The following is a 26,497-nucleotide window of genomic DNA, read 5'->3' as shown; positions in this document are numbered from 1 at the left end:
TCTGTCAGCGCCTGCATCATCCAATATTCGGCATATTCTGCGGGTGTCGGGTTCGGGTATGGTGTGGGATAACCCCTATAGCTTATATATCAGATTAGTGGATGAATTTCTTAAGCTATTATAGTTGTTAAAAACAGTAGTTATAAGAATCCATTAAAAGAAAGTGTAAGTTAGAATATGAATATTTATATCTATGTGATCATTTGATTTATAGCGAATATTAGTGAGGTTTGTGTTATTAATTAATAGATATGTTTTTTATAAGAAGTGGGATGGTATTTAGGGTAATAAATAGTTCTCTTTCAAACAAGTTTACCTTTATATATGATTTTAAAGTTAAGGAGAAATGAAAAGAAAAGTTTTGGGTGTGTTACTGAGTGTTGTGGTTATTGGAGCATTTTATTGTTTACTTATAGATAGTGACTTATGCTTTCGTTTTTTTCATAATGCAGTGACCAAAGAAATAAGAAGCAGAAATAGTGCTTGGTTCAAATATAGTAAGATAGATTCTCTTTATGAGCAGAAGCACTATAAATACTTTTGGTTTGTCCGGTATGGAAATGAGAGCACAATAGATATTGATACAGTATTTTTTAAGAAAAATGAAGTACTTATGATATTGAGTGATAAGAGCACTTTGGGCGATTCGATAAAGGAACTTGATATGATCTGCCTTCCTGAGAGTGCTTTCTTCTATTTACTCAATGAAGGGCAGAGTACGTCTTTATATCATGTCGATTCTATTATTGTTGGCGATACTAATCAATATCAGATTTCGAAATATAAAAAGATATATTGACTATAGTGAAGGTATAAAGTATTTATTGATTTTTTTATATCTTCTCGTGAAGTAGCATATTTATTTGTTTTGTTATCCAAAAGAAAAGGCGACTCGTTTTCCGCGTCGCCTTTATCTTTTACTTAATCTCGATTTCTTCCTTCATGTCAATCTCTTCTCCATGGGAATCGTAGAATACGTATTCCAGAAAAGCGAGTTTTTGACTCGGAATAATCTTAATACCAAATCCATACTTCATCTGCCATTTGCGTTTCAGAGAAACGAGTCCCTGATTGATGTATGCAGCGATATACGGATGGATGTGTAACGAGAATTTCTTTATCTTCAGTTTATTGACCAGATAATCAATTTTACTCTCCAGAGTGTCCGTGAATAGGATGGACGACTTGATAGTTCCTTTGCCAAAGCAGGTAGGGCAGGTTTCCATCGTGTTTACGTCCATAGCGGGACGTACACGTTGCCGGGTAATCTGCATCAGACCGAATTTGCTGAGCGGCAGAATATTGTGGCGTGCCCTGTCTTTTTGCATATTGGCACACATACGTTCGTAAAGCTTTTGACGGTTTTCGGCTTCATTCATATCAATGAAGTCTACAACAATGATACCACCCATATCTCTTAGTCGCAATTGGCGTGCCAGCTCATCAGCGGCTCCCAGATTTACTTCGAGTGCGTTACCTTCCTGCCCGTTGGCATTCTTGGTGCGGTTACCGCTGTTCACGTCTACTACGTGAAGCGCCTCAGTGTGCTCAATAATCAGGTAGGCACCACTCTTGTAAGAAATAGTTTTACCAAAAGATGACTTGATCTGCTTGGTGATACCGAAATTGTCATAAATGGGAAGCTGCCCCTTGTACAGCTTTACGATCTCTGCCCGGTCGGGGGCAATGAGAGTGACGTAATCTTTTATTTCGTTGTATACCGCCTCATTGTTGACGTAGATGTTTTCAAAAGAAGGGTTAAAGAGATCACGCAACAGCCCTACGGCACGGCTTGTCTCCTCATAAATCAACGTCGGGAACTTGGTAGCTTTCTGTACCTTGGTGATTGCGTCTTCCCAGTGTTTAATCAATACTTTAAGCTCTCCGTCGAGTTCAGCAACGCGTTTCCCTTCGGCTACAGTACGAACAATGACACCGAAGTTTTTCGGTTTGATGCTCATTAACAATTGCTTGAGGCGTGCACGCTCTTCGCTCGATTTAATTTTTTGTGAAACAGAAACCTTATCATTGAAAGGAATTAATACCAGATATCTTCCTGCAAATGAAAGTTCGGAAGTTAATCTTGGTCCTTTGGTGGAGATAGGTTCCTTTACGATCTGCACCACTACTTCTTGTCCTACCTTTAATGTGTTGGCTACTGTGCCATCTTTATCAAGATCGGGAAGCAGGGTTGCTTTAGAAATGGAGTTGAGTTTTTTCTTATCGCTTAAAGTTTGTTTTACGAACTTTTCGAGTGAATTGAATTGAGGACCCAGGTCTAAATAATGAAGGAAAGCATCTTTCTCGTAACCAACATCTACAAAGCAGGCATTTAGTCCGGGCATCAATTTCTTGACGCGGCCCAAATACATATTACCCACAGAAAAGGAAATGTTTCTTCCTTCACTTTGAAGTTCCACCAGGCTCTTGTCCTCGAGCAGGGCGATGGAGACCTCTTTGGGTTGTACGTCTACTACTAGTTCGCTTGTCACAATTGTTTCCTAATTATTTATTTTTAAAAAATGAACAAATAAATTGAGCTCTTGTTCATTGGAATCGGGCATTTAAACAAAGAACAAACTCGAAAGACATTTGCTTCACAAGTTTGTTCTTTATTTCTGTCCGATACAGACTAAAAATTACTTTTTGCTTTTATGTCTGTTCTTTCTTAGTCTTTTTTTACGCTTGTGCGTAGACATTTTATGTCTTTTTTTCTTCTTTCCGCTTGGCATAGCTTCAAAATTTTATGGTTAATACTCTTGTTTATTATTTCTTTACCGCGATTGTAAATGTCTTCGCAGGCTTAAATGCCGGAATATTATGTTCTGGAATAATAATTGTAGTATTTTTAGAAATATTACGAGCTGTTTTCTGAGCTCTTTTCTTTACTACGAAGCTACCAAATCCACGAAGGTAAACATTCTCATCTTTCGCCAAAGAATCTTTTACTGCGTCCATAAACGCTTCAACAGTTGTCAATACTGCTACTTTGTCAATTCCGGTGTTCTTTGCAATTTCGTTTACAATATCTGCTTTAGTCATTTTTCCTTAAAAAAAATATTATTACTATGTTCTTTCTAATTTTTTGGACTGCAAATATATAGCTTTTTAAGCTCTCAAAAAAATATATTCTGAACAATTTTATAAAAAAGTCTCTTCCTTAAGTTTTGTTAGATTTAAAAAGAGCTACTTTTGCATACGAATTGCGGTTCTGATGTACCAATATGCCAATGTATTGGTTGGCTATGAGGTGCATTAATAAGGCAAATAACGTATTTTTTACGTTGCTATATTAATACATTATTTTAATGAATAACTTCAGCGAAACACTAATAAACTGGTATCACGAACATAAACGTGAGTTACCCTGGAGGGAGTCTTCCGATCCTTACCTGATATGGATCTCAGAAATCATTTTGCAACAGACAAGGGTTGTACAAGGGTATGATTATTTTGTGCGTTTTATTGAACGCTTCCCTGATGTGAAGACACTTGCCGAAGCTGATGAAGATGAGGTGATGAAGTTCTGGCAGGGACTGGGATATTATTCCCGTGCACGTAATCTTCACGCTGCTGCCCGTAGTATGAATGGGGTATTTCCTAAAACATATTCTGGAGTACTGGGCTTGAAGGGGGTAGGAGAGTATACGGCAGCTGCCATTTGTTCCTTTGCTTATAATATGCCTTATGCGGTGGTTGATGGTAATGTATATCGGGTATTGTCGCGTTATCTTGGGATTGAGACTGCTATAGACTCTACGGAAGGGAAAAAGCTATTTGCTTCGTTGGCTGATGAATTGTTGGATAAGGCTCAGCCGACTGTTTATAATCAGGCTATTATGGATTTCGGGGCGATACAATGTACTCCGCAAACTCCCGCCTGCCTGTTTTGTCCATTGGCCGATAGTTGTATGGCACTGGCGAAAGGGAAAGTCCAGCAGCTTCCTGTAAAACAACATAAGACAAAGACCACAAACCGTTATCTCAATTACATATATGTACGTGCGGGTGCATATACTTTTATTAATAAACGGATGGAAAATGATATCTGGAAAAATCTCTTTGAATTGCCGTTGATAGAAACAGCAGAATCTATTACAGAAGAGGCGTTACTGGCTCTTCCGGAATTCACTGAATTATTTGTTGGAGGAGAAGTTCCTAAGGTTCGTTTGGTCTGCCGGGATGTGAAACATGTGCTGTCTCACCGGGTGCTTTATGCTAATTTCTATGAAGTTAGCTTGCCGGAAGAGACTGCTTCCTTCTCTTCTTACCAGAAAGTGAGGATTGATGAGTTAGAGCAATATGCCGTCCCCAAATTGATACATGCCTTCCTGGAGAAATATGTATAAAAACTTGTTTTGTGTTGTATTTCTATTTAATTTTGGCACAAAATAATATAAATATAGAATGATATGTCAGTAAATAAAGTGATATTGTTAGGAAATGTTGGTAAAGACCCGGAGGTTAGATATCTGGATACAGGTATTGCTGTGGCAACTTTCCCTTTAGCTACTACCGACCGTGCATATACTCTGGCTAACGGAACACAAGTGCCCGAAAGAACAGAATGGCACAATCTTGTGTTGTGGCGTGGACTGGCAGAAACGGCAGAGAAATATGTTCACAAAGGTGATAAGCTTTATATTGAAGGAAAAATAAGAAGCCGTTCTTATGACGATCAGACAGGTGCCAAGCGGTATATTACAGAAATATTCGTGGATAATATGGAGATGTTGACTCCTAAGAATACTGCACCGGGTGCTTCTTCATATACTCCGGCAGCTCAGCAGGGTGCACCAATTGTGCAGCCACAGCAATCGCAAGCTAACCCTATACAGAATAATCCGGCAGATGATTTGCCGTTCTAAATTGACAGTTGATAATTGATAATTGACAATTGGCTGCACATCATGCTGCATTATAACTGTCAATTATCAATTGTCCACTGTCAACTAAATAATTGTTTAACTAAAACCCAGGATTTTGGACCCAGACGCTTATTTATGCCATTTGGCAGACATTTTTAACGGTATAACCGTAAACCCACCTTCCTTTTCGGCAATTGTAGCTATTATTTTGGCTGGTGTGCTTTTGCTCGCCTCTGGTTTTGCTTCTGCATCAGAAATAGCTTTTTTTTCATTATCTCCTTCCGACCTCAATGAAATAGAGTCACGTAATCATCCCTCGGATGAGAAAATCAGTAGTTTGCTCGGAAATTCAGAGAGCTTGCTGGCAACCGTACTGATCACCAATAATTTTGTTAATGTGACGATAATTATGCTCTGCAATTTCTTTTTCATGAATGTCTTTATCTTTCATTCACCTGTTGCGGAGTTTTTGATATTAACAGTAATCCTTACTTTTCTGTTGTTACTTTTTGGCGAGATTATGCCAAAGATCTATTCGGCACAGAAGACATTGGCTTTTTGTCGTTTTGCCGCTCCGGGTATTTATCTGTTGCGCAAAGTATTTAGTCCGATTTCTGCTGTTCTGGTACGTTCTACTACTTTTTTGAATAAACATTTTACGCGTAAGAATCATAATATCTCGGTTGACGAACTTTCACAGGCATTGGAATTGACTGATAAAGCCGAACTTTCTGAGGAAAATAATATACTCGAAGGTATTATTCGTTTTGGAGGTGAGACTGCAAAGGAGGTGATGACTTCCCGTCTGGACGTGGTAGACCTTGACATACGTACTTCGTTTAAGGATGTGATGAAGTGTATTGTAGATAATGCTTATTCGCGCATTCCTATTTATTCCGGTTCTCGTGATAACATAAAGGGAGTGCTTTATATAAAAGATCTTTTACCTCATGTCAACAAGGGTGATAATTTTCGTTGGCAGTCTCTGATTCGTCCGGCTTACTTTGTGCCTGAAACAAAAATGATAGATGATCTTTTACGTGATTTTCAGGCTAATAAGATACATATTGCCATTGTAGTTGATGAGTTTGGAGGAACCTCCGGCATTGTAACAATGGAGGATATTATCGAAGAGATTGTAGGTGAGATTCATGATGAATATGATGACGAAGAGCGTACTTATGCTGTGCTGAATGATCATACATGGGTTTTTGAGGCCAAGACCCAATTGAGTGATTTCTATAAGATCACAAAACTTGATGAAGATGATTTTGAAAGAGTGTCCGGTGATGCTGATACATTAGCGGGGCTTTTACTTGAGATAAAAGGGGAGTTCCCTGCACTTCATGAAAAGGTTTCTTATCTGAACTATGAGTTTGAAGTACTTGAGATGGATAATCGCCGCATTTTGAAAGTTAAATTTATCATCAACCAACCTCAAACAGAAGAGGATGCATAATTATGGCATTATTTCTGCAGCATAGAGAACCTTCTTTCCAATGGGGAATCTGGAAGATGGAGGAACCGATAGATGTTTTACTTGGTTTACTTCCAGAGAGAGCGTATTACGAAGAGGAGCTGCAACGTTTTAATGCTCCGCACCGTAAACAAGAGTGGCTTTCTGTTCGCGCGCTACTATTCCGCTTGTTGGGTATGCATAAAGAGGTGTGCTACGAACCGAGTGGAAAACCTTATCTGGCAGATAACTCTTATTTTATCAGTATCTCACATACTAAAGGTTACGTAGCTGTTATCTTGAGTGAAGAAAAGCCGGTAGGCATTGATATTGAACAATATAGCCGGCGTGTACATAAAGTGGCGCATAAGTATATGCGGGAGGATGAACAGTTCGTTCCCTATGGGGAAGATGATACCTGGAGCCTTCTGTTGCATTGGTCAGCCAAAGAAGTCATGTTCAAGTGTATGAATACTCCCGAAGTAGACTTTCGGGAACATCTGCATATCGAACCTTTTACAACAGAGCAGCAAGGCGTCTTTCTGGCTCATGAATATAGAACGGAGCAACAGCGTAACTTCCGGATTCATTATCTGATTCATCCTGAGTTTGTGATGACCTGGCAGATTGATTAAATATAAAAACAGAATACTATGAAACTAAAATACTGCTTAAGTACTATTCTTTTCCTGATACCCATTTGGGTTGTAGCTCAGAATAGTCCGGTTACGATTACTTACGAACGTTCGGGAAAAGGAGAAGTGACCTTCTATGCTGATAACATATCATATACTCCCTATACGGTTGCTTTGACTTTTACCCGTTTGAGTGGTACCCTCTCTCTTCAGGAAGGAGATACCCACAAGGCAACCGCATTCTCTCGTAGAAAAACACGATTACTGACCTTGAAGCCGGTTACAGAAAATGCAGGTATAGGTTTCTCTTATCGCTCTAATATCACTAAAGGCGACTGGCACGCTAAAACGGATACTAATTTTGTATATCTCTTTCCGCTTACAGAAGGCAAACGGGTACGTATGAACCACATGGTCTCTTTGGAAAAGGTTCTGGGCAGTGATGATAAATCCCGGCTTACAGGTATCTCATTTCAGACTGCCGATGGAGATACCATTGTAGCTGCTCGTCGTGGCATAGTAACCGAAGTACAAGATAATTCAGCTTCAGAAGCAGAGCATAAGAGTTTTAGTGCAAAAGAGAATTTTGTAGAGATATGCCAGGATGATGGTACTTTTGCCCGTTACATCTTGTTTCGTGATAATAGTATTTTTGTCTCTCCGGGAGATCAGGTTATCCCCGGACAACCTCTTGGAATCATTGGCGGGAGTAATTATGAACGAGGTTCACATCTGCGTTTTAGTATCTATTGTCCTGACATGCGTAAGTTCACGTTTGTTCCCTGTTTTTATCTTTCTTCGGGGAAGACGGGTAAACCGGCTGTTGGAGAGCTTTATGTTTCAGAACACCCTCAAGAGATTATCATGCAGGAGATGAGTAAGAAGGAGAAGAAAAAATATATGGAAAAGCATTAAAGGACAGAGTCTGCTGAAAGTAAAATTAGCTATTCATAAAACGCAGATTTACTCAGATTTACGCAAATGTTAATTGGATTTGCGATAATTTGCGTAAATCTGCGTTTCTAAAAATACACATTAGTTACTTTAGCAGACTTTCTATATCGTTTCCTTTTCTATTTATCTTTATTCATTTTATAACTTAATGCTCCCGAAGGGCATTTTTTGATCTGTGCAATCAACTCTTCTGTGGTTGCGTTTTCAATTTGTACCCATGGCCTTTCTTTGGGATGGTATACATTAGGTAACATTTTAACACAAATACCTGCGTGCTGGCAAAGTTCAGGTTGCCATATAATGGTCATTTCACCATTTGAATATTCTATTTTCTTTCCCATGTCTTTTTAAATTTTATTGAATGTGAAAACCTTTCATTACGATACGTCTCCATTCCGGATGTTTGTGAATATATCCGGCTACGAACGGGCAAAGTGGCACCAGACGCAAGTCTTTTTGTTCGATGTCTTTAAGTGTTTTCTCTACTAACTGAGAACCTATTCCCTTGCCTCCCAAAGCTCGTGGAACTTCAGTATGAGTCAGGTATATTTCTCCGTTCGGGGTCTTTATATATTCTATTTTGGCGATGTGGCCATCAATGCGAAACTCGTATCTTCGATTTTCTTCATTGTCAATGAGTTCATAAACTTCTGCCATTTTCTACGTTAATTGTTTAATATATATCTTATAAACAGATTATCCGAAGTTTTTGTTTGTTGCTTCTATCGAACATAGTAGCATATTGGACATTATTTTATTGGCACATTATTTATTCTAATCTTTCCAGTTGTACAGTGAAGTGCCTCATTAATGGGGCTTCCCACGTGATATGTACTCCGCGTGTTACGCTTTCTCTGCGATCGTATACATTTTTTAATGCGGCTGCAATTACATCCATATGATTGTCAGTATATACACGACGGGGGATAGCAAGGCGTAACAGATCCAATCCGTTGAAGCGATTCTGTCGGGTTATCGGATCACGGTCTGCCAGCAGGTATCCTATTTCGCATCCACGGATACCGGCTTCCAGATATAATTCAATCGTTAGTGTTTGCGCCGGAAACTCTTCTTTCGGTACGCAGGTCAGTACCTTCGGAGCATCTACAAAGATGGCATGTCCTCCGGCAGGACGTTGGTAAGGGATACCATATTCATCCAGTTTCTTTGCGAGGTATTGTACCTGATGGATGCGTGTTTCAAGATTATCGAATTCAGTGTTCTCATCCAGACCAATGGCAAGAGCATTCATATCGCGTCCGTTCATTCCTCCGTACGTAAGATATCCCTCATATTGTACACAGAAGCCTTTTGCTCCTTCATACCATTCTTTACGACGGGTGGCAATAAAGCCTCCCATATTTACGATACCGTCTTTCTTGGCACTCATGGTCATGCCATCTGCTAAGTCAAACATTTCGCGTGTGATTTCTTTGATTGTTTTATTGCCATATCCCTCTTCACGTGTTTTGATAAAGTAGGCATTTTCGGCAAAGCGGGCTGAATCGAAAAGTACCGGTTTATTGTATTTGTCGGCCAGAGCACGTACTTCCCGTAAGTTTTGCATAGAAACGGGCTGTCCGCCGGCTGTGTTATTGGTGATGGTTACTATGATAAAGGGAATTTGGTCGGCATGTTCCTGTAAGGCTTTCTCTAACTTGGCAGGATCCACGTTCCCTTTGAAGGGAATTTCCAGCTGTGTTTGCTTCGCTTCATCAATCGTGCAATCCAGTGCGAGGGCTTTACGTCCTTCTATATGACCTTTGGTGGTATCGAAGTGTGAGTTTCCCGGTACGATATCTCCTTCGTGTACAAGATAAGAGAATAGTACATTTTCAGCAGCACGTCCCTGATGGGTAGGAATAATATATTCGAATCCTGTTAACTGGGTGATTTTGTCTTTTAGCTTGAAGAATGAGGAAGCTCCGGCATAGCTCTCGTCTCCTAACATCATTCCTGCCCATTGGCGATCACTCATAGCTCCGGTACCAGAGTCAGTGATGAGGTCAATATAGACTTGTTCGGCTTTTAGTTGAAATACATTGTAGTGTGCCTCTTTTATCCATTGCTCACGTTCCTGACGGGTACTTTTGCGGATGGGCTCTACCATTTTAATTTTCCATGATTCAGCAAAAGGTAATTTCATTTCCTTAGATATTTGGTTTTGCTCGCCTAATTTACTGTTTTACTTTGATATGAGCAATAAAATACTGACTTTTTGATAGGGTGGGGTAATAAAAAGTGCCTGTTGCATTTGGAGTGAATGCAATAGGCACTTTAAGGATATGCAACCGGCATTATGCCGAAGTGATTGTTTTATTTTTCGATGAGGGTGATACCATCTAAACAAATGTATTGAGCTGTATTCATATAATCACCGCTTTTGTCATTGCAATCGAGTGCAAATTGCACTTTTACAGCATTGTTTAGTGGAGTAAGATCAAACCATATCCAATCTTTTACAGGAAGATCATTGTCTGTTTTGTAGTCTGCAAGCATGATTTCAGTTTTGCCTACTTCATTATCTTTTGCATCGTACCCTATGGCTATAGCTTTGTACCAGTTTCCTTTCTTAAATTTGTTTGCACTTGCATCACCTACAGTCATACCCATATATGCCCATGTACTGTTAGTGATCCATGTACCTTTTATTTTGTATTGATCAGGTTGATTAATAACTAAAGTCGCGTTAGTAAAGTCGGTTGGATTAGCCGCAATGTATACTTTTCCTATTTTAGCTTTCCCGCAGATAGGGGCCGGACTGTTTGCTGTTGTATTGTCAGTTTTATTCATATAAGTAAATCCGGAGAAACTATATCCGCTTCCCCAATCGGCATAATAGTGAGAGAATGTAGCTAAGTTCTTAGGATCTTTAAAAGTATCTTCTTGGAAGCCTTGGTTATTCGGTTCGCCTGCCTTAGAAATAAATTCACTATTTTCTTCTGTTAACAAATTCTCAAAACTGAGTGTTACCTCGTTTTTTACTTCGTCATCGTCATTACTACATCCCCAAAATACAAATACTGATAACAGCATTAATAAAGATAGTTTTTTCATTTTGTTGTCTTGATTTAAAAATTTATTAATTGAGTTTATTTAATTGTCGAAATGTAAATCTTCCACCGTCATTATTTCTGTGGAGATTTCTCCCATTGGCCCTGCATTCTGATTGATAGCGGTATATATCTTCACAAAATCTATTTCGTCCAGCACTACTTTGTTACCATCGGCATCCACGGCCCAGTCTATTTTAAACTTAGACATTTCCGTACTGTTCGGATGGTTGTCTGCATATCCCCAGGCATAGCAATAACCTATCCACATACCGTTTTCATTCACTGCATTGTCTTTCAGGCGCGTTCCCCGGAAGGTTATTTCATTTTCTGTTATCCATGCAGGATAGTATGAGGCTTGCGTGTGGAAACTATTTCGGAGAATGAATCCGTCCTTTCCTTGATTATCCGTCCATCGTATATCTGTGTTTTCTACTTGAGGGCGATGATAGGTAATTTCATATCCACGCGTTTCCGTATCTGTGCCATACTCACTTCCTGCCAGTTCGTACCATTCATCATCCGGCAGGCCGTTACCGTTCACATCTTTCGACACCAGTACAATGCCCGGTTCAGCGCTGCCACCCGGCTTACCTGTACCTGTGCCATACATGTTATAAGAAGCATTACCATATACTTTGAAATCGTACTCGCCTGTTATATTGCGAATGGGCTGCTTGAATCCCACTATGATATTTCCTCCGAATCCACCTAATGAGAGCATAAGACGATCCTGTATCCGCTGGGTAGCATATTCCAATACCTGTTCGTAGGTGAATCCTTCTTTGTAAGCGGTGGTGCTGGTATTCATGTATTGTGACGGAGCCGGGCGATATTCCAATACCTTATTAGCAAAAGCGGCAGCGCGTGGATCTTCGGTTGAACCGCCGCCACTACTTTGTGAACTTTTGTCAGAGAAGGCCACTGCATTCGGATTTTGCCCTACGCCTTGAAGGCGGTATTGTAGTTCCCCTTGCGGATTGAAGCAGAGTACATCTCCTCTCACCTGATAGTTATAGGCTTCTGTGATATAGACATTCCCGCTGTATGGATTGATACAAATACTGTAAGGAGTATGTATTTCCGTACCGTCTGCAATAAAGTTTTCACGCAGCGTTGTTCCTGTTTGCAGATTGAATACTTTTATCTGCGAAGTCTGTGTCTCGTAGTTGAAGTTATACAAATAGGCAAGCTGGTCATTGATGGCAAAACTCATAACTTTTTCGTTGTAGATTTGTGCTACTTCATCAGTGGTGGTATTTATCTGTACAAAGTTATAGTCTCCTGTACTGATTTTCTCTCCGCGTGTAGCTACATACACATGTCCGTATTCGTCTGCTGCTATTTTACCGGGGTTGGGACCCACCTGTATCTTTTTGATTTCTTCAAATGGTTCCGTACTTACCACTGATACCGTATTGTCCACACCGGTTCCGTCCCAGTCGAGCCCTCCGGAATTGGATACATAGAGCTTATCTCCCTGTACACAGATGCCATCCGGGTTTCGTCCTACTTTGGCATAACCTTCAATAGTTAGTGAGGTGGTATCTATCCGTGCTACTGTTCCGTCATACGAACATACATACGCCTTATCCTTGTGGAACGTAATAAATCGTGGTTGCCGTGAACTTCCGTTTTCTGTTAGCATTGGAATCTGCTTTAGTGAAAGTCCCGATTGTAAGTCTATCACCTCTATCTGACTCGAAACATTGACTACAATGTAGAGCTTTTCTCCGTAAATAGCCATGTCATTGGCGGTATCACCCAGTCCGCGACGATTGAGGCTACGGAAATAATTCATATCCATCCGGCTGTCTTTAAACGAGTAACGCATCAAAGTACTGTTGTTCAGATTGAAAAGTCCTTCGTTAAGTACATACATCTCGGATGTTCCGGTTTCTATGACATTTCCGTTACTGTTTCCACCGGGTATGTCCTGATCCACCATGTCATCACAGGCATGTAGTAGCAGAGAGAAGAGCAGATATATGAGATATTTATATTTCATCATAAGGTTATTTAATAGGTAACTTTCAGTGTAGCACGTACCGAACGTCCCGGCATGGGGAAGTTTTTGATGATTTCATAATTCTTATCCAACAGATTGAGTACTTCTAAACTGAGTGACGTATTTATATTTCGGATTTTAAAATCACGGCTTGCCGAAAGGCTATGATCGCTATAACCATCCAGACGGTTCGTACTTATATTTTCTCCTTGTGTGTAGCGTTTCCCGGAAAAGAGTAATGCGTACGAGAAATTAATCCAGGGTGTTTCTATTCCCGCTTGTCCCGAACCTGATACACGGGGCGTATAAGCAATCTGGTGCTTGTAAGTTCTTTTTTGAGGTTCATTTACCGGATCGGTCACATCCAGTGCGCGCTGGTAAGTATAGTTTCCGGAGAGATTGATACGCAGTTTCTCCATCGGTTGTAATACTATGTTTCCGGTGACATCCACTCCTTTTATTTCTACTTTTCCCAGATTGGTCATGCTCCACACAAAGATATCTTTTGTGGGGGTAGCGATGATCTTGTCCGACACCTTATTATAATAGGCATCTATGGTTACAGAGAGATAGGGGAGGAACTCAGAGATAGCTCTGTTATATGTAACGCCGATATTGTATTGCCGGGTATTCTCCGGGCGTAAATCGATATTGCCTACTTCGCCATAATATAAATCGTTGAAGTTGGGCAGGCGGAAAATGTCCTTATAGAAAAAGCGAATTCGGAATTCCTCGCTGCTGAGAGGCTTGAATGAAGCACTTACATAGGGAGTTAGTTTACGGTGATTGCCTGCACTGGCTCCTTGCTGAGTTTTTTCATTAATCACTGTAGCGAGTGCCGAAGCTGAAAGCGTCAACCATTCATTTACGTATTTTCCGGCTATTACCGTCAGCCATGAGTAACGTGTAGGATAGGCGAATTCGTGCAGGTTGGCATTAAGGGTATTGATACTTCCGTCTGTAGAGAGTGAAAACGAAAGATTGTCCAACGCCCGGAAGAGTGCCGATGCTGACAGATAGTATTCCTGCTGATAATAACTGTTATCCTGTTTACCTTCTGAGTTATTGTAAGTAGGGTCCAGATAACGCTGGTAACTCCAGTTCCATTTTGCTGAGGTCTGGAACACCCATTGGCGGTTAAATTCCTTTTTGTACTGGCTTTGCACAAAAACGTTCTTATCCCATAAGTGCTGTGCCGCGTAGTCATAATACAGTGAAGTGGCATTGGGCAATCCGCGTGATGATTGATAGTAATATGCTTTCATCCGCCACTGTTCTGTTGCAGAGAAGTTTCCGAATAGTCCGGCTTCGGCACGTAAGTTTTCCACCTGTGTATTCCTTCTTTTCTCGCGGGAAGTCATGTCATTTTTATCACCATAATAGAGTGTGAAAGGATATTGCCCATCTGCTGACATCCATTCGCTATTGGCAGAGAACGCCCATTTCTTACTTATTTTTTGCTCTATCATCAGAGAAGGATTGACCAGCCCCCACGAGCCGGTTTTAAAAGAACCACTGATGTTTGTTTTTTTATTGTCATTGAATCGTGGAGTCAACGTCTGGATATTCAGTAACCCTGCGGATGCAAAAAAGCGTGCAGGTTGGAATATGTTGTCGCTTTGTCCATTGCTGAGCGATAACCGGTCTACATTGTCTAATGAGAAACGTCCGATATCAATTTGTCCCGTTTGACAATCCGTTAAAGTAATACCGTCATATCCTATGGCTGTATGCTGTGCTCCCAGGCTACGTAGAGATATGGTTTTCAGTCCTCCGATACCACCATAATCTTTGATGGTTACTCCTGCGAAATGTTTCACTGCATCAGAAACCTGTAATGCATGCAGGTTTTTAAGTTCTTCTTTAGAAAAAACTTGTATGGGAGCTGTCGAACGTATTTCCCGTGTCTGGTAGCGGTCGGCAACAATCACTTCGGGGATCGAATAAATATGTGTGGTATCCACTTTTTGCTGCTGCGCAGAAAGCAGAGGAATATAGAAAAGGTAGCAGGTAACTGTACCCCAGAGTTTATACTTAATGATCTGTCTCAATTTGTTCATCTCATTAGTTTTGCATTAAAATGTCCGGGCGAAATCCCTTCGGCCGGACATATAAATAAACTTGGCAGAGTTTATTAAAAAAATATACTTTCTCTGAATCAGAGTGGTGAATGAAATGATGGATAGAACTTATCCGGCTCATTAGACTCAACGCTTTTTCCTCGAAAGCAATGAAAAAAGATAGCATGGCAGGTCTTCTGACTTGTTCCTGTTACGAACGCCTTCCCAGGATTTCCCCAGTGGCTAAAGTGGTAGTTGTTCATAACATAATTCATTGGAACTTACAGCAGCGGGACTGTTCAGGATTTACACCTGATTCCCTTTTAATCGCATTCTTCCGAATAAGAAGAGGTTGCGAACCAATGCACGGCAAAGATAGGAAGAAAATTCAGAATAACAAAAATAATGTGGTAATATGCCAATGTGTCAATATGCCAATGTGCCAATTACCATGCGGCGTGGCAGCGCAGCCAATTGGCACATTGGCATATTAACACATTGGCACATTAATTATTGCATTGGCAAATTATCATAGATAGCCTGTATTGTAGCATCTTTCAGTAATACCTTTTTGTTGGCATCCAGTAGATAAAGGGTTGGAATGGCTTTCAGGTCGTAGAGATTTTTTGTTTTGATGGTGAATGATTTATCATATCCGTTAATCCATTCGGCAGGGAATTCACTACGGTGTTTTCTCCATTCATCCAGTTCCTCGTCAGGATAAAGAGAGAGAATGGTTAATTTTTTCTTTTTTATCAATTCGCTTACCATGGGAATACTTTTCAATGCTTCTATTGTTTCCGTACAGGCATGGCAACCGGGATTGTTGATGAATAGGAGGGTGTAGTCGGATTTTATCTGATAGAGCGTACCTTGTGCGCCCGATGCTAATGTATACGTAAAGTCAAGTGCTTTTGTACCTACACGGTTTTTTTGTGCGAGTTCCAATCGAGCCTGTGGGCGAATCTTTTCAGTTTCACTCAGGATAGGAGAGGCTACCATTGCTTCCAATACCGGAATATAAAACTCTTCATTTCGCAACGGTGAGTTTGGATCGTAGAGATATTTGTCTGCTAATTCGGTGATGTGGTCAAACATCTTTCTTTCTACTTCCGTTTTCTGGATTGTTTCTTTCATGACCTCCTGTGCTGTTCTCAGGGGTACATGATTCAGAATGTCGCAATAATCAGCCCAGGCTTGTTCGGTGATGTCCGGATGATGAATATAGTTAGTATCTGCAAAGTTGACATTATCCCAATAATGGCGTACCAGAAAATCAGCCCTTAATTCCGGAGTATTCAGCATAGCGGGGATAGCGGGTAAGGTGAATGTTTTAATACTGTCTTGTGGGATATCAGTAGCCTGACTAGTTGCATTTCCACTTTTGCAGGAACAGAGACAAAGCATAAGAGCAATTGGAAGATACTTTATATATTTCATTTTCCAGAATTTTTATTGTGCTACAAATTTACATGATTATTCTTTCGGGGCAATAAAAAAGCCCGGGAAAGTCCTTTACTTTATTATATGATAACTAAATATTCCTTTTTAGTTAATTCGAAGGCTTTTTATCAACTATCCTATTTTTGTGTACTAAAAGTACGTATTTAACGCAGTGTTAAAATAGTATTTATTATACCCTTAATTACCTAATTAACATAGTATTAATTACCTATTCTTTAATGGCAAAGAATCCATACCGATGGAGAAACGAAATAAAATTATCAAAAATGTTTTGTTGTTTCATTTATCCGTTTTACCTTTGTCCCCGTCTAAAAAAGAACGTTCAGTAAAGTTATATCTCTGTCCGTTTGCTGTCTGAAACAGTTTTTTTAATTCTTTCGGTTTGAATGAGTAAGATGTCTCGTCCAAGCCGCGTAGCGTACCTGAAGGTTACTAAATCACTCCAATTTTAAAATCATAAATGTCTGAACAACAGGAATATTGGTTTGCTGCCCGAACCCGTAAGGATCAGGAGTTTGCGATCCGTAATTCTTTGGAGAAACTGAATGTCGAGTGCTTTATGCCCACTCAGTTTGTGATTCGTCAGTTGAAGTATCGCAAACGTCGTGTGGAAGTACCTGTTATCAGGAATCTGATATTTGTTCGTGCTACCAAAGATCGTGCCTGGTCTATAACGAAAGATTATAATGTTCAGTTATTCTATATGAAGGATCTCCGGACAAATAGCCTGCTCATTATTCCCGATAAGCAAATGCGTGATTTCATGTTCGTTATGGATCTCTCTCCCGAAAGTGTAATATTGAATGATGAATCTTTTGCTGTTGGAGTTAAGGTCCAGGTTGTCAAAGGAGACCTTTGCGGTGTTGAGGGCGAACTTGTCAGTATTGCCAATCGCACACATGTGATGATCCGGATTAATGGCATTCTCACTGCCAGTATTAAAGTCCCCAAAAGTTATCTGCACATCCTTTCATAAATAATAGTAATTGCTTACTACTGATTTCTAACTACGAAGTAAATGGATAAATTAATGAACCAGGTTCGGGAGTTGCAAAGCATCTCTCACGAATTATTGTATCTGGGTATTGATGGTACCCCCATCTATACAGATCGTTTTTGCCAACTTAACACAGAAGTTTTTCGCTTGTCCGAATCTCTTTTTGACAGAAAAGGAGAGACGGACGAGGAAGAGGCTTCGCTTTGCCTTGCGTTGTTGATGGGGTATAGAGCCACAGCGTACTCAGATAGTAATAAAGAAGCAAAAATACAGGGAATATTAGATCGTGCTTTTATTGTCTTGGATCACTTGGACGATTCTGTATTGAAATGCCGTTTGTTACTCTCTTGTTATGATGAAGTGTTTGATGAAGAATTGATAGAAGAGATTCGGCGTATTGTTGATGGTTGGGGAGGTGGACGGCAGTTGTCTTCGGAGGAAGGAACGGTAGTGGAAGCTTTGAAAGAATTAGAAGATGGTAGGTTATAATATTTCGTATTCATTTAGTATTTCAATAAACTATTTTGTTATATAATAATGGTGGAAAATATATACAATGTTGATTTGTTGTAACGATTTGATTATTAAATAGTTATGTTTTACTAATTTTTCTCTACGAGGAACAGAGAGAAACTCTACGGAGATCGGGTCGATTCTCGTAGAGAAATGAGGCGTTTATCGTAGAGAAAAGAATAAGAGTTTTCTGAATTTGACAGAGTTTATATTGAGAAGTTAATAGAACTACTTTTTTCTGTAAATTTTATTTTCCAATAATCTTAATTTTCAATCGATGGTTTTATGAAAGGAATTGTATTAGCCGGCGGTTCAGGCACCCGTCTATATCCTATCACCAAAGGGGTAAGTAAACAGCTGTTGCCTATCTTCGACAAGCCCATGATTTACTATCCGATATCCGTATTAATGCTTGCCGGTATCCGCGAAATATTAATCATCTCCACGCCTTATGATCTGCCGGGTTTCCAGCGCCTATTAGGAGACGGTTCGGACTTTGGTGTTCGTTTTGAATATGCAGAGCAACCTTCGCCCGATGGGTTGGCACAAGCATTTATCATCGGTGAGGAATTCATCGGTAATGATTCTGTCTGTCTGGTATTGGGAGATAATATTTTCTATGGGCAAAGCTTTACCCGGATGTTGAAAGAGTCTGTTCGTCTGGCCGAAGAAGAACAGAAAGCAACCGTGTTTGGTTACTGGGTCAGTGATCCGGAGCGTTACGGAGTTGCCGAGTTCGATAAGGAGGGGAATGTATTGAGCATTGAAGAAAAACCGGTTCATCCCAAAAGTAACTATGCCGTAGTCGGACTCTATTTTTATCCCAATAAAGTGGTTGAGGTGGCCAAAAATATCAAACCATCTGCCCGTGGAGAGTTAGAAATAACCACCGTGAATCAGGAATTTCTGAATGATGAAGAGCTGAAAGTCCAGTTGTTAGGTCGTGGTTTTGCATGGCTGGATACAGGTACACATGATTCCCTTTCGGAAGCCAGTACCTTTATCGAAGTGATAGAGAAGCGCCAGGGATTGAAGGTTGCCTGTCTGGAAGGTATTGCATTACGTCAAGGCTGGATAACGGCAGATAAAATGCAGGAACTGGCAAAGCCGATGCTGAAGAATCAGTACGGGCAATATTTACTGAAAGTAATAGACGAGTTAAAGCATTGAATATCAACTGTTATAAGAATGTACATTTTTGTATAACAAGAGTGTACACTTTTGCAGTGTAATAATGTACATTCTTGTCACACAAAAATGTACACCTTTATATTTCTCTTTTAAATCGTATACTTTTCCTATCAAATTATGAATATAATAAAGACTTCCATAGAAGGCGTAGTCATTATTGAGCCACGTCTTTTTAAAGATGAGCGTGGTTACTTTTTCGAATCTTTCAATCAGAGAGAGTTTGAAGAAAAGGTCTGTAAAACGACGTTTGTTCAGGATAATGAATCCAAATCCGGTTATGGTGTAATTCGTGGGTTGCATTATCAGAAACCTCCTTTTGCACAGAGCAAACTGGTACGTGTGATAAAAGGTGCAGTACTGGATGTTGCCGTAGATATCCGCAAAGGTTCCCCTACTTTCGGACAGCATGTGGCTGTGGAATTGACGGAGGGAAACCATCGCCAGTTTTTTATACCCCGTGGATTTGCACATGGGTTTAGTGTATTGAGCGAAGAGGTTATTTTCCAATATAAATGTGATGAGTTTTATCATCCGGAAGCGGAAGGAGCAATAGCCTGGAATGATGCGGAGCTGGGGATTGATTGGAAGATACCTTTAGAGAAAGTTTTAGTAAGTGAGAAAGATAGTAAACATCTGAGATTGAAAAACATTAATGATTTATATTGATGAAACAGAGAATCTTATCTGTTGATTTTGTGAAATTTATATCAATATTTTTGGTAGTATGGTGTCATGTAATAGAAGGGATTGATACAGATGGTTTTTGGCAAAATTCTGTTCATCATGTGATTTATTCTTTTCATATGCCTTTGTTTATGTTGTTAAGTGGTTATTTTTCTTATTCATCATTAAATAAAAATTGGAAAGAAATATTTGTTTCTAAATTCTGTCAATTAATATTGCTGACTTTTTTATTTTACATAATACAAGAGTTTATATTGTATTCTTTATCATTTACGTTACATATATCTCATACCTATGAACCACCATTTAACGCTTTTTGGTTTCTTAAATGTTTATTTTTGTGTTACATAATACTTTATTTATCTTTGAAATTTAAGATTTTGTTGGTAAGTGTTATTGTATTGACTCTATTTCCTTATATTCCTTGGTTAGTATCTTTTATGTATCCTTATTTTGTTCTAGGATATTTGACACATAAAATAGAAAGTAAATATCATTTTCTGAAAAAGTATGTATGGATTTCGATACCATTCTTTGCATTTTGTTTATACTTTTGGGATAGTGAGTATACAATCTATAACACTCCAATAAAAATTATTGATTATAGAACAGGGACATTTGATATAAATAATTTATATGTTACTTTTTATCGATTTTTCATTGGTCTTTTAGGTAGTCTTTCTGTCTACTTTGTTATTGTTAAAATCTATTCTTCTATAAAGAACTTACACATCGTTCATTGGATGACGAGTTATGGAATGTATACAATGGGAATATATTTGATTCATGTTATATTAGTAAAAGTACTAAAACTTATATTTAATTTTTCGAGGATGGATGAAATTTATATTGATTTGATAAGCCTAATACTTTCAATTTTCTTTGTTTTTATAGTGGTGAAAATCTTGAATATAGTAAATAAGAATAAAGTTAGTCGATTACTTCTATTGGGTAAAAAATAGTTCTATTATGACAAAAGAAAAACTATTAAAAATAAAAAGAATTTTTCTTGATTTTAGAAAATATTCTTTGTTTAATACAATCTATTTCAATTTTCATTATTTACCTTTTAAGCAAGCTATATTTTTACCTGTTTGGATTACATACCGAAACTATTGTTTATTTAAAGGTAGGTTAGTTATTGAATCGGATAAAATTTATCCTGGTATGATAAAAATGGGAGCCATGCATCTTGCTTATAACCGTCCAAGAGGGATAGCGTTTATTAATAGTGGTGGAATTTTAAAATTTAAGGGGAGCTGTTTTATTGGAAATGATAGTATTATTGATATTGGTGACAATGCAATATTAGAGCTTGGAAATCGGTTTGGTATGACATCTTCAGAATTGAAATGTCGTAAAAGTATAAAAATAGGGAGTAATTGTTCTGTTGGTACATTATCTCGGATAACGGATACTGATAGCCATCTTTTTAAAAACGTTAAAACAGGTAAGGTTTCTAAAGCTAATCAAGAAATTGTAATAGGAAATAATAATTGGTTTGGTTACCGGACTTTAGTTTTAAAAGGTACTCATAGTTGCGATGATGTTATAGTTTCAGGTTGCTCGGTTGTAACGAAAAGAACTGAATTTGTCAACAAATGTATTGTTTCTGGTAATCCTGCAACTATTGTAGGCGTTGGTTATTATAGAGACCCGTTTGATGAGGATCCTAAAGATCACGAGGATTAATTTTTTCTTACTACAGTATGGGGAATAAAGGACGTATACTAAAAAATACTTTCTTTTTATATATAAGATTAGTTGTAGTATTACTGGTCGGAATCTATACTACAAAAATTATTTTATCAGCTTTAGGTTTTGATGATTTTGGTATATATAATGTTGTAGGTGGACTTGTAACGACATTTACAATTTTAACATCTTCTCTTTCTAACGCTTGTAGTCGATTTATTACATATGAGATGGGGAAACAATCTGGAAACAGATTAAATTTAATGTTTTCCACATCTCTAATGATTATGGCTATTTTATCATTAATACTTGTAGTGTTTGTAGAAACTATAGGGTTGTGGTATTTAAATACATATATGAACATTACGCCTGATCGTTTATATGCGGCAAACTGGTGTTTACAATTTAGTCTGTTTACTCTGATCGCTCAATTGTTCGCTGTTCCTTATAATGCTTCTATTATAGCTCACGAAAAGATGGGAATTTTTGCATATATAAGTATAGTTGATGTATTATTAAAACTCATAATCGTTTATTTATTACAAGTATCTACTTTTGATAAGTTGATTTTTTATTCGTTTCTTTTATTTTTAGTATCTTTATTGATGTTGGGCATTTACATGCTGTATTGTACTCGAAATTTTTATGAAACGCATTTTCGGTTGATTTATGATAAAGCCGTAATAAAAGATATGTTTGGCTATGCGAGTTGGAATTTTTTAGGTGATTCTTCAATTCTAGCGAGGACGCAAGGGATTGATTTAGTGATGAATTATTTTTATGGTTCTGTTATAAATGCTTCAAGAGGAATTTCTGTTAAAATATCCACGATGGCTACTGGATTCGTTAGTAACTTTCTTTTGGCAATCAGACCTCAAATATTACAAAATTTAGCTCAAAAAAAATATGACGAATTATATGATTTAATTTTTTATGGTACCAGGTTTTCTTACTATTTAGTATTAATAATATCTATACCTATTATATTGGAAGCTCCTTTGGTTTTAAAGCTATGGTTGAATGAATATCCTCCGTATACTGTTGAGTTTGTGCGTTTAACTTTTGTAGGTACATTGTTGGAAAGTCTTACAGGTACTGTAGTCATAGCTATAGTGGGATGTCGTAATATAAAAAAATATATGATAGCAATTTTTTTTGTTAGTATTTGTACCGCGTTACCTTTCTGCCTTTTATTTTCTTCGTTAGGTTTATCTCCTGTATTTGCTTTTATTTCTTCTTTGTTTCCTGTGCTATTTGGAATAGGGATTAAGGTTATATATGCTAAGAAAATGTTTAATTTTCCTATAGGTTATTTTTTGAGAAAGGTAGTAATAAGATTATTAGTTGTTACATTTCTTAGTCTACTTTTACCACTTCTTTTATATGTTACATTATTTCATAATAGTTATCGACTTGTAGCAGTTCTTTTTTTAGGGATGCCTTATGTTGCTTTTATAATTTATTTGTTGGGGTTAACTGGCAATGAAAAAAAACAATTATACCATCGTTTTTTCCATAAAAGAAAGATATGAAATTAATAAAGCGTTATGGATGTAGTAGTCATATTTAATGGTTTAGGTAATCAGTTATCTCAGTATAGCTTTTATTTGGCTAAACAGAAATACTGTAAAAATTGTACCTGTATTTTTGATTCGCGGGGCGTTAATAACCATAATGGTTTCGAATTGAATCGTCTCTTTGGCATTGAAATCCCCAATACTATAAAAAATAGAATTCTATATTGGCTATTTCAACTCAAAAAGAGAAAAATCGTATCTTCACTTTTATCATTACTGAAAATTAGAATAATAAAAGAAGACAACAAATATCTTTTTAATGAAGATTTGCTCGTTAAGAGTCCTTTGGGTATTAATTTTTATTGGGGAGGATGGCCTAGCGAGAAGCATTTTAAGGCAATAGAAAAAGAGGTGAAGGGAACTTTCTCATTCCCAAATTCTGAAGAAGATGAGGTGTTTAATAAAATGAAAACTGAAATAGAAAAGAATCCAACTTCTGTTTCGTTGCATATAAGAAGAGGAGATTATCTGAAGAAAACAAATAGCATTTATCAATTTGGAGGAGTTGCTACAGATGATTACTTTAAAAAGGCTATTCAATACACAATTAAGCATATAAATAATCCTTCTTTTTATGTATTTTCAGATGACATAAATTGGTGCCGAGAACATTTTATCGGTAATGAATATCACTTTGTTGATTGCAATAATGGTTTAAATTCATGGCGTGATTTATATCTTATGTCTCTTTGTCGTCATCATATTAATTCTAATAGTACTTTCTCATGGTGGGGTGCTTGGCTTTGTGAATATGATGATAAAATCGTAATTACTCCGAAGGAGTATATAAAAGATCTATCCACTCCTGATGTTTATCCGGCAGAATGGATTAAATTATAATTTTATATTTATGAAAAATTGTGTATTTACTATAGTTGCCACCAACTACGTTGGACTGGCGCAAGCTTTGCAGAAATCCATTGAAAAATATAATAAGGATGTTGATTTCTATATTGTTGTTGCAGATGAACCTGCTGATGAAGTGAAATCAAAATTACCATGTAACGTATTTGTAGCTAAAGAAATATTGTCATATTCCGATTCGAAATGGTATGAAATGGCATTTAAGTATAATCTAACAGAGTTTTGTACTGCTATCAAGCCTGCTTCTATACAATATTTCTTTGCTAAAGGTTACAATAAAGTTATATATTTCGATCCTGACATTCTTACTTTTGACAGTTTGGATTTCGTTTGGAACAAGTTGAATGATTACAGTGCTGTTGTTACTCCTCACATATTAACGGCAGAAGTTGAATATTCGGGGAATTTAAAGGAACAGAGATTACTCTATTCTGGAGTATTCAATATGGGTTTTGGAGCTTTTAAACAGACTCGTGATGTTACCAATTTCTTAAAATGGTGGAAAAATCGTCTTGAAGACTATTGTTTTGCCGATTCTAATCTGAATTTGTTTACAGACCAGAAGTGGGTTGATATGCTTCCTTGTTTTTTAGGTACACAGCTATATGTGTCAAGAAATAAAGGGATGAATGTTGCTCCTTGGAATTTTCATGAAAGAAAGGTCATTCAAGGTACAGAAAAACTAAAAATAGAATCAAGACTGCTGGATGAAGAATTAGATAATTTGATTTTTGTGCATTACTCTGGATATAATTATAAATCACTCATATCGGGTGAAGTGATTCAACAGAATATATCGGACATCAAACAGTACGAAGATATCATTGTGCTTTTCAATGAGTATGGATCTGCACTTAAGCAAGCTAACATTGCAGCTTTTATAGACCAAAAATATACCTATAATTATTTTTCTAATCATGCATATACCATTAGTCTGGCTGTTAGAAGATTATTTAGAGGGTTGGTTGAAAATGGTAATGATATAGAAAATCCATTTGATTGTAATTCAGATTTCTTTAACCGTTTAAGTAGTAAAGGATTTGTAAGAAAGAATCAAGAGTTTAAGTCAGTAGTTTATAATGAACAATCGCAAAATACTCAAAAAACGATATCTCGAATTAATACTTTATTCGGTTTGGTATTTAAAATTATTGGTGCAGATCGATATTATAATTTGACAAGGGCATTGCGCAAATATGGAATTTGGGAAAATCATTCGTTTTTAATAACCAAAGGAACTGAAAGTTATAAATTCAGAAGACTTTAATTGTAGCATGTTTATTAAGGAATTTATTCGTAAAGGCAGCCATAAATTGCAGATTGTGTGATTTATATACATTGATAGTCGTTAGTTGAATGTATTACATTACTTTTCTGTTTTTAGCGTTGTGCGCGTATATAGAGATAACAAAGGGGTGGACAAAAAGGTCCATAGGTACTTTATTAATCTTATGTATAGTATGGTTTATATTGCATGATGGTTTAAGGTGGGGGATAGGATCTGACTGGACACCTTATTATAGGTATTTTCAAAATTGTCTGATGTCAGATAATCGAACTGGATTTGAGCTTGGTTATGCTTTGATGAATAAGTTTGTTAGGAGCTTTACAGACAGCTATACTGTATATTTACTATTGCATGCAATTGTTGTATATTCAGTATTCTATTGGTTTACTAAAAAGTATTCACCCTATCCGCTAATGAGTCTTTTGGTATTATACTACTCGATGATAGGTTATTTGGGAATGAATAGGCAATACTTGGCATTAGTTATATGTTTATTGTCTGTTCCTTTTATACTAAGACATAAGTATATGGTAAGTATTGTTATTATTGCTTTTGCGTGCTTATTTCATATCAGTGCCTTAATGTTTGTACCTTTGTTATTCTTTACAAGACGAATTCCATCTCAAATTATATGGTTTTCTTTGTTAATAATTTCTTTGGTATCTATTTCGGGAGTAATCAACAAGTTGCCTTTTGAAATGTTATTTGTGGCAAGTGATGATTTGGATCATAAGATGTCTTTTTATATAGAAAATACTTCTGATTTCACTTCTTCAATTCCCTCAAAACTATTAGGTATCGCTCGTCGTGGCATAATAGTGTTCTCGGTTTTATTACTGCGGAATCGAATACCTTCTGTTGATAAGAGTTTTGATTTTGTTTTTAACGTAAGTCTTTTATCCTTACTCTTATATATATTTTTTAGTGGAACGGTTTTGCAAATATTAGTATCGCGTGGGGTATTATTTTACTCTATTTTTGAAGTGTTGCTCATCCCTTATTTATTTCGAATACTTAATAGTGTAAAAGCAAAACAAATTGCTTTTTGCTTTTTGATTATTTGGGGGTTATATTCTATGAATAAAAGTATGGATGCATATAGTTATCTCGGAGTTGATATATTTAGGCCATATAATGCTGTTTATATTGATTCTGAATATGTTGCATTACATTAATAATTGGAGTTGTAT

25 protein-coding genes and 1 riboswitch are annotated in these 26,497 nt (G+C 37.5%); of the genes, 16 read left to right on the top strand and 9 right to left on the bottom strand.

What is annotated here, in order from left to right:
* Positions 1-346 precede the first annotated feature (346 nt).
* Complete coding sequence (locus K8P02_RS11205) at positions 347-799, top strand: hypothetical protein (RefSeq protein WP_155921438.1); 453 nt, start codon at positions 347-349, stop codon at positions 797-799.
* Between the two features lie 118 nt (positions 800-917).
* Here the strand turns inward: K8P02_RS11205 and K8P02_RS11200 are convergent, their stop codons facing one another.
* Together K8P02_RS11200 and K8P02_RS11195 are read right to left on the bottom strand one after the other, a co-directional pair.
* Positions 918-2,492 (bottom strand): Rne/Rng family ribonuclease, encoded by a 1,575-nt coding sequence (locus K8P02_RS11200; RefSeq protein ID WP_002561407.1) that lies wholly within the window; start codon positions 2,490-2,492, stop codon positions 918-920.
* Positions 2,493-2,766: 274 nt separating this feature from the next.
* A complete protein-coding gene (locus K8P02_RS11195; protein ID WP_002561408.1) occupies positions 2,767-3,042 on the bottom strand; it encodes an HU family DNA-binding protein in 276 nt (91 codons plus the stop codon).
* Positions 3,043-3,308: 266 nt separating this feature from the next.
* Here K8P02_RS11195 and mutY point away from each other — a divergent pair, with 266 nt between their 5' ends.
* From mutY to K8P02_RS11170, 5 genes are all read left to right on the top strand, one after another.
* Complete coding sequence (gene mutY / locus K8P02_RS11190; protein ID WP_025867218.1) at positions 3,309-4,349, top strand: A/G-specific adenine glycosylase; 1,041 nt, start codon at positions 3,309-3,311, stop codon at positions 4,347-4,349.
* Positions 4,350-4,412: 63 nt separating this feature from the next.
* Positions 4,413-4,868, top strand: a complete 456-nt coding sequence (locus tag K8P02_RS11185) for a single-stranded DNA-binding protein (protein ID WP_002561410.1) — start codon at positions 4,413-4,415, stop codon at positions 4,866-4,868.
* Positions 4,869-4,983: 115 nt separating this feature from the next.
* On the top strand, positions 4,984-6,327 hold the full coding sequence (locus K8P02_RS11180) for a gliding motility-associated protein GldE (RefSeq protein ID WP_025867219.1): 1,344 nt from the start codon (positions 4,984-4,986) through the stop codon (positions 6,325-6,327).
* Between the two features lie 2 nt (positions 6,328-6,329).
* The gene (locus tag K8P02_RS11175) at positions 6,330-6,959 is read left to right on the top strand and encodes a 4'-phosphopantetheinyl transferase family protein (protein ID WP_007486604.1); all 630 of its coding nucleotides are present in this window, start codon (positions 6,330-6,332) and stop codon (positions 6,957-6,959) included.
* 18 nt (positions 6,960-6,977) lie between these two features.
* On the top strand, positions 6,978-7,874 hold the full coding sequence (locus K8P02_RS11170; protein WP_195570633.1) for a M23 family metallopeptidase: 897 nt from the start codon (positions 6,978-6,980) through the stop codon (positions 7,872-7,874).
* Between the two features lie 158 nt (positions 7,875-8,032).
* Here K8P02_RS11170 and K8P02_RS11165 read toward each other — a convergent pair whose 3' ends face one another.
* The 7 genes from K8P02_RS11165 to K8P02_RS11135 form a co-directional block, all read right to left on the bottom strand.
* Positions 8,033-8,254 carry a (4Fe-4S)-binding protein gene (locus K8P02_RS11165; RefSeq protein ID WP_025867220.1) on the bottom strand — a complete coding sequence of 74 codons (222 nt, stop codon included), beginning with the start codon at positions 8,252-8,254 and terminating at the stop codon, positions 8,033-8,035.
* A gap of 13 nt (positions 8,255-8,267) precedes the next feature.
* The gene (locus K8P02_RS11160; protein ID WP_002561415.1) at positions 8,268-8,570 is read right to left on the bottom strand and encodes a GNAT family N-acetyltransferase; all 303 of its coding nucleotides are present in this window, start codon (positions 8,568-8,570) and stop codon (positions 8,268-8,270) included.
* 112 nt (positions 8,571-8,682) lie between these two features.
* Positions 8,683-10,059 (bottom strand): tryptophanase, encoded by a 1,377-nt coding sequence (locus tag K8P02_RS11155; protein ID WP_025867221.1) that lies wholly within the window; start codon positions 10,057-10,059, stop codon positions 8,683-8,685.
* Between the two features lie 170 nt (positions 10,060-10,229).
* Positions 10,230-10,970 (bottom strand): DUF4465 domain-containing protein, encoded by a 741-nt coding sequence (locus K8P02_RS11150; RefSeq protein ID WP_002561417.1) that lies wholly within the window; start codon positions 10,968-10,970, stop codon positions 10,230-10,232.
* 39 nt (positions 10,971-11,009) lie between these two features.
* Positions 11,010-12,974, bottom strand: coding sequence for a YncE family protein (locus tag K8P02_RS11145; RefSeq protein ID WP_025867222.1), 1,965 nt, complete (start codon positions 12,972-12,974; stop codon positions 11,010-11,012).
* Positions 12,975-12,985: 11 nt separating this feature from the next.
* Positions 12,986-15,034: a TonB-dependent receptor plug domain-containing protein gene (locus K8P02_RS11140; protein ID WP_223382356.1), complete on the bottom strand. Its 2,049-nt coding sequence runs from the start codon at positions 15,032-15,034 to the stop codon at positions 12,986-12,988.
* Between the two features lie 170 nt (positions 15,035-15,204).
* Positions 15,205-15,413, bottom strand: a riboswitch (cobalamin riboswitch).
* A gap of 131 nt (positions 15,414-15,544) precedes the next feature.
* Entirely contained in the window at positions 15,545-16,474 is a 930-nt protein-coding gene (locus tag K8P02_RS11135; protein WP_025867223.1) for a DUF5106 domain-containing protein, read from the bottom strand.
* Between the two features lie 484 nt (positions 16,475-16,958).
* Between K8P02_RS11135 and K8P02_RS11130 the strand changes: the two genes are divergently transcribed.
* The 10 genes from K8P02_RS11130 (at position 16,959) to K8P02_RS11085 (ending at position 26,482) form a co-directional block, all read left to right on the top strand.
* Positions 16,959-17,474: a UpxY family transcription antiterminator gene (locus tag K8P02_RS11130; RefSeq protein ID WP_007486614.1), complete on the top strand. Its 516-nt coding sequence runs from the start codon at positions 16,959-16,961 to the stop codon at positions 17,472-17,474.
* Positions 17,475-17,528: 54 nt separating this feature from the next.
* Entirely contained in the window at positions 17,529-17,984 is a 456-nt protein-coding gene (locus K8P02_RS11125; protein ID WP_002561422.1) for a UpxZ family transcription anti-terminator antagonist, read from the top strand.
* Positions 17,985-18,293: 309 nt separating this feature from the next.
* A complete protein-coding gene (rfbA, locus tag K8P02_RS11120) occupies positions 18,294-19,178 on the top strand; it encodes a glucose-1-phosphate thymidylyltransferase RfbA (protein WP_002561545.1) in 885 nt (294 codons plus the stop codon).
* Between the two features lie 138 nt (positions 19,179-19,316).
* Positions 19,317-19,865: a dTDP-4-dehydrorhamnose 3,5-epimerase gene (gene rfbC / locus K8P02_RS11115; RefSeq protein ID WP_007486617.1), complete on the top strand. Its 549-nt coding sequence runs from the start codon at positions 19,317-19,319 to the stop codon at positions 19,863-19,865.
* A complete protein-coding gene (locus tag K8P02_RS11110) occupies positions 19,865-20,845 on the top strand; it encodes an acyltransferase family protein (protein ID WP_025868247.1) in 981 nt (326 codons plus the stop codon). The genes rfbC and K8P02_RS11110 overlap by 1 nt, the downstream gene beginning before the upstream one ends.
* Before the next feature lie 7 nt (positions 20,846-20,852).
* Entirely contained in the window at positions 20,853-21,575 is a 723-nt protein-coding gene (locus tag K8P02_RS11105; RefSeq protein WP_007486619.1) for an acyltransferase, read from the top strand.
* 17 nt (positions 21,576-21,592) lie between these two features.
* The gene (locus tag K8P02_RS11100; RefSeq protein ID WP_025868248.1) at positions 21,593-23,110 is read left to right on the top strand and encodes a lipopolysaccharide biosynthesis protein; all 1,518 of its coding nucleotides are present in this window, start codon (positions 21,593-21,595) and stop codon (positions 23,108-23,110) included.
* Between the two features lie 15 nt (positions 23,111-23,125).
* Positions 23,126-23,995 carry an alpha-1,2-fucosyltransferase gene (locus K8P02_RS11095; protein WP_025868249.1) on the top strand — a complete coding sequence of 290 codons (870 nt, stop codon included), beginning with the start codon at positions 23,126-23,128 and terminating at the stop codon, positions 23,993-23,995.
* 10 nt (positions 23,996-24,005) lie between these two features.
* Positions 24,006-25,286 carry a glycosyltransferase gene (locus K8P02_RS11090; RefSeq protein WP_025868250.1) on the top strand — a complete coding sequence of 427 codons (1,281 nt, stop codon included), beginning with the start codon at positions 24,006-24,008 and terminating at the stop codon, positions 25,284-25,286.
* A gap of 89 nt (positions 25,287-25,375) precedes the next feature.
* Positions 25,376-26,482: an EpsG family protein gene (locus K8P02_RS11085; RefSeq protein ID WP_081768170.1), complete on the top strand. Its 1,107-nt coding sequence runs from the start codon at positions 25,376-25,378 to the stop codon at positions 26,480-26,482.
* Positions 26,483-26,497: the final 15 nt, after the last annotated feature.

The sequence above is a fragment of the Bacteroides nordii genome (assembly GCF_019930665.1).
Taxonomy (GTDB): domain Bacteria; phylum Bacteroidota; class Bacteroidia; order Bacteroidales; family Bacteroidaceae; genus Bacteroides; species Bacteroides nordii.
The sequence above is the reverse complement of the archived record's forward strand: the minus strand, read 5'-3'. Positions and strand labels throughout refer to the sequence as shown.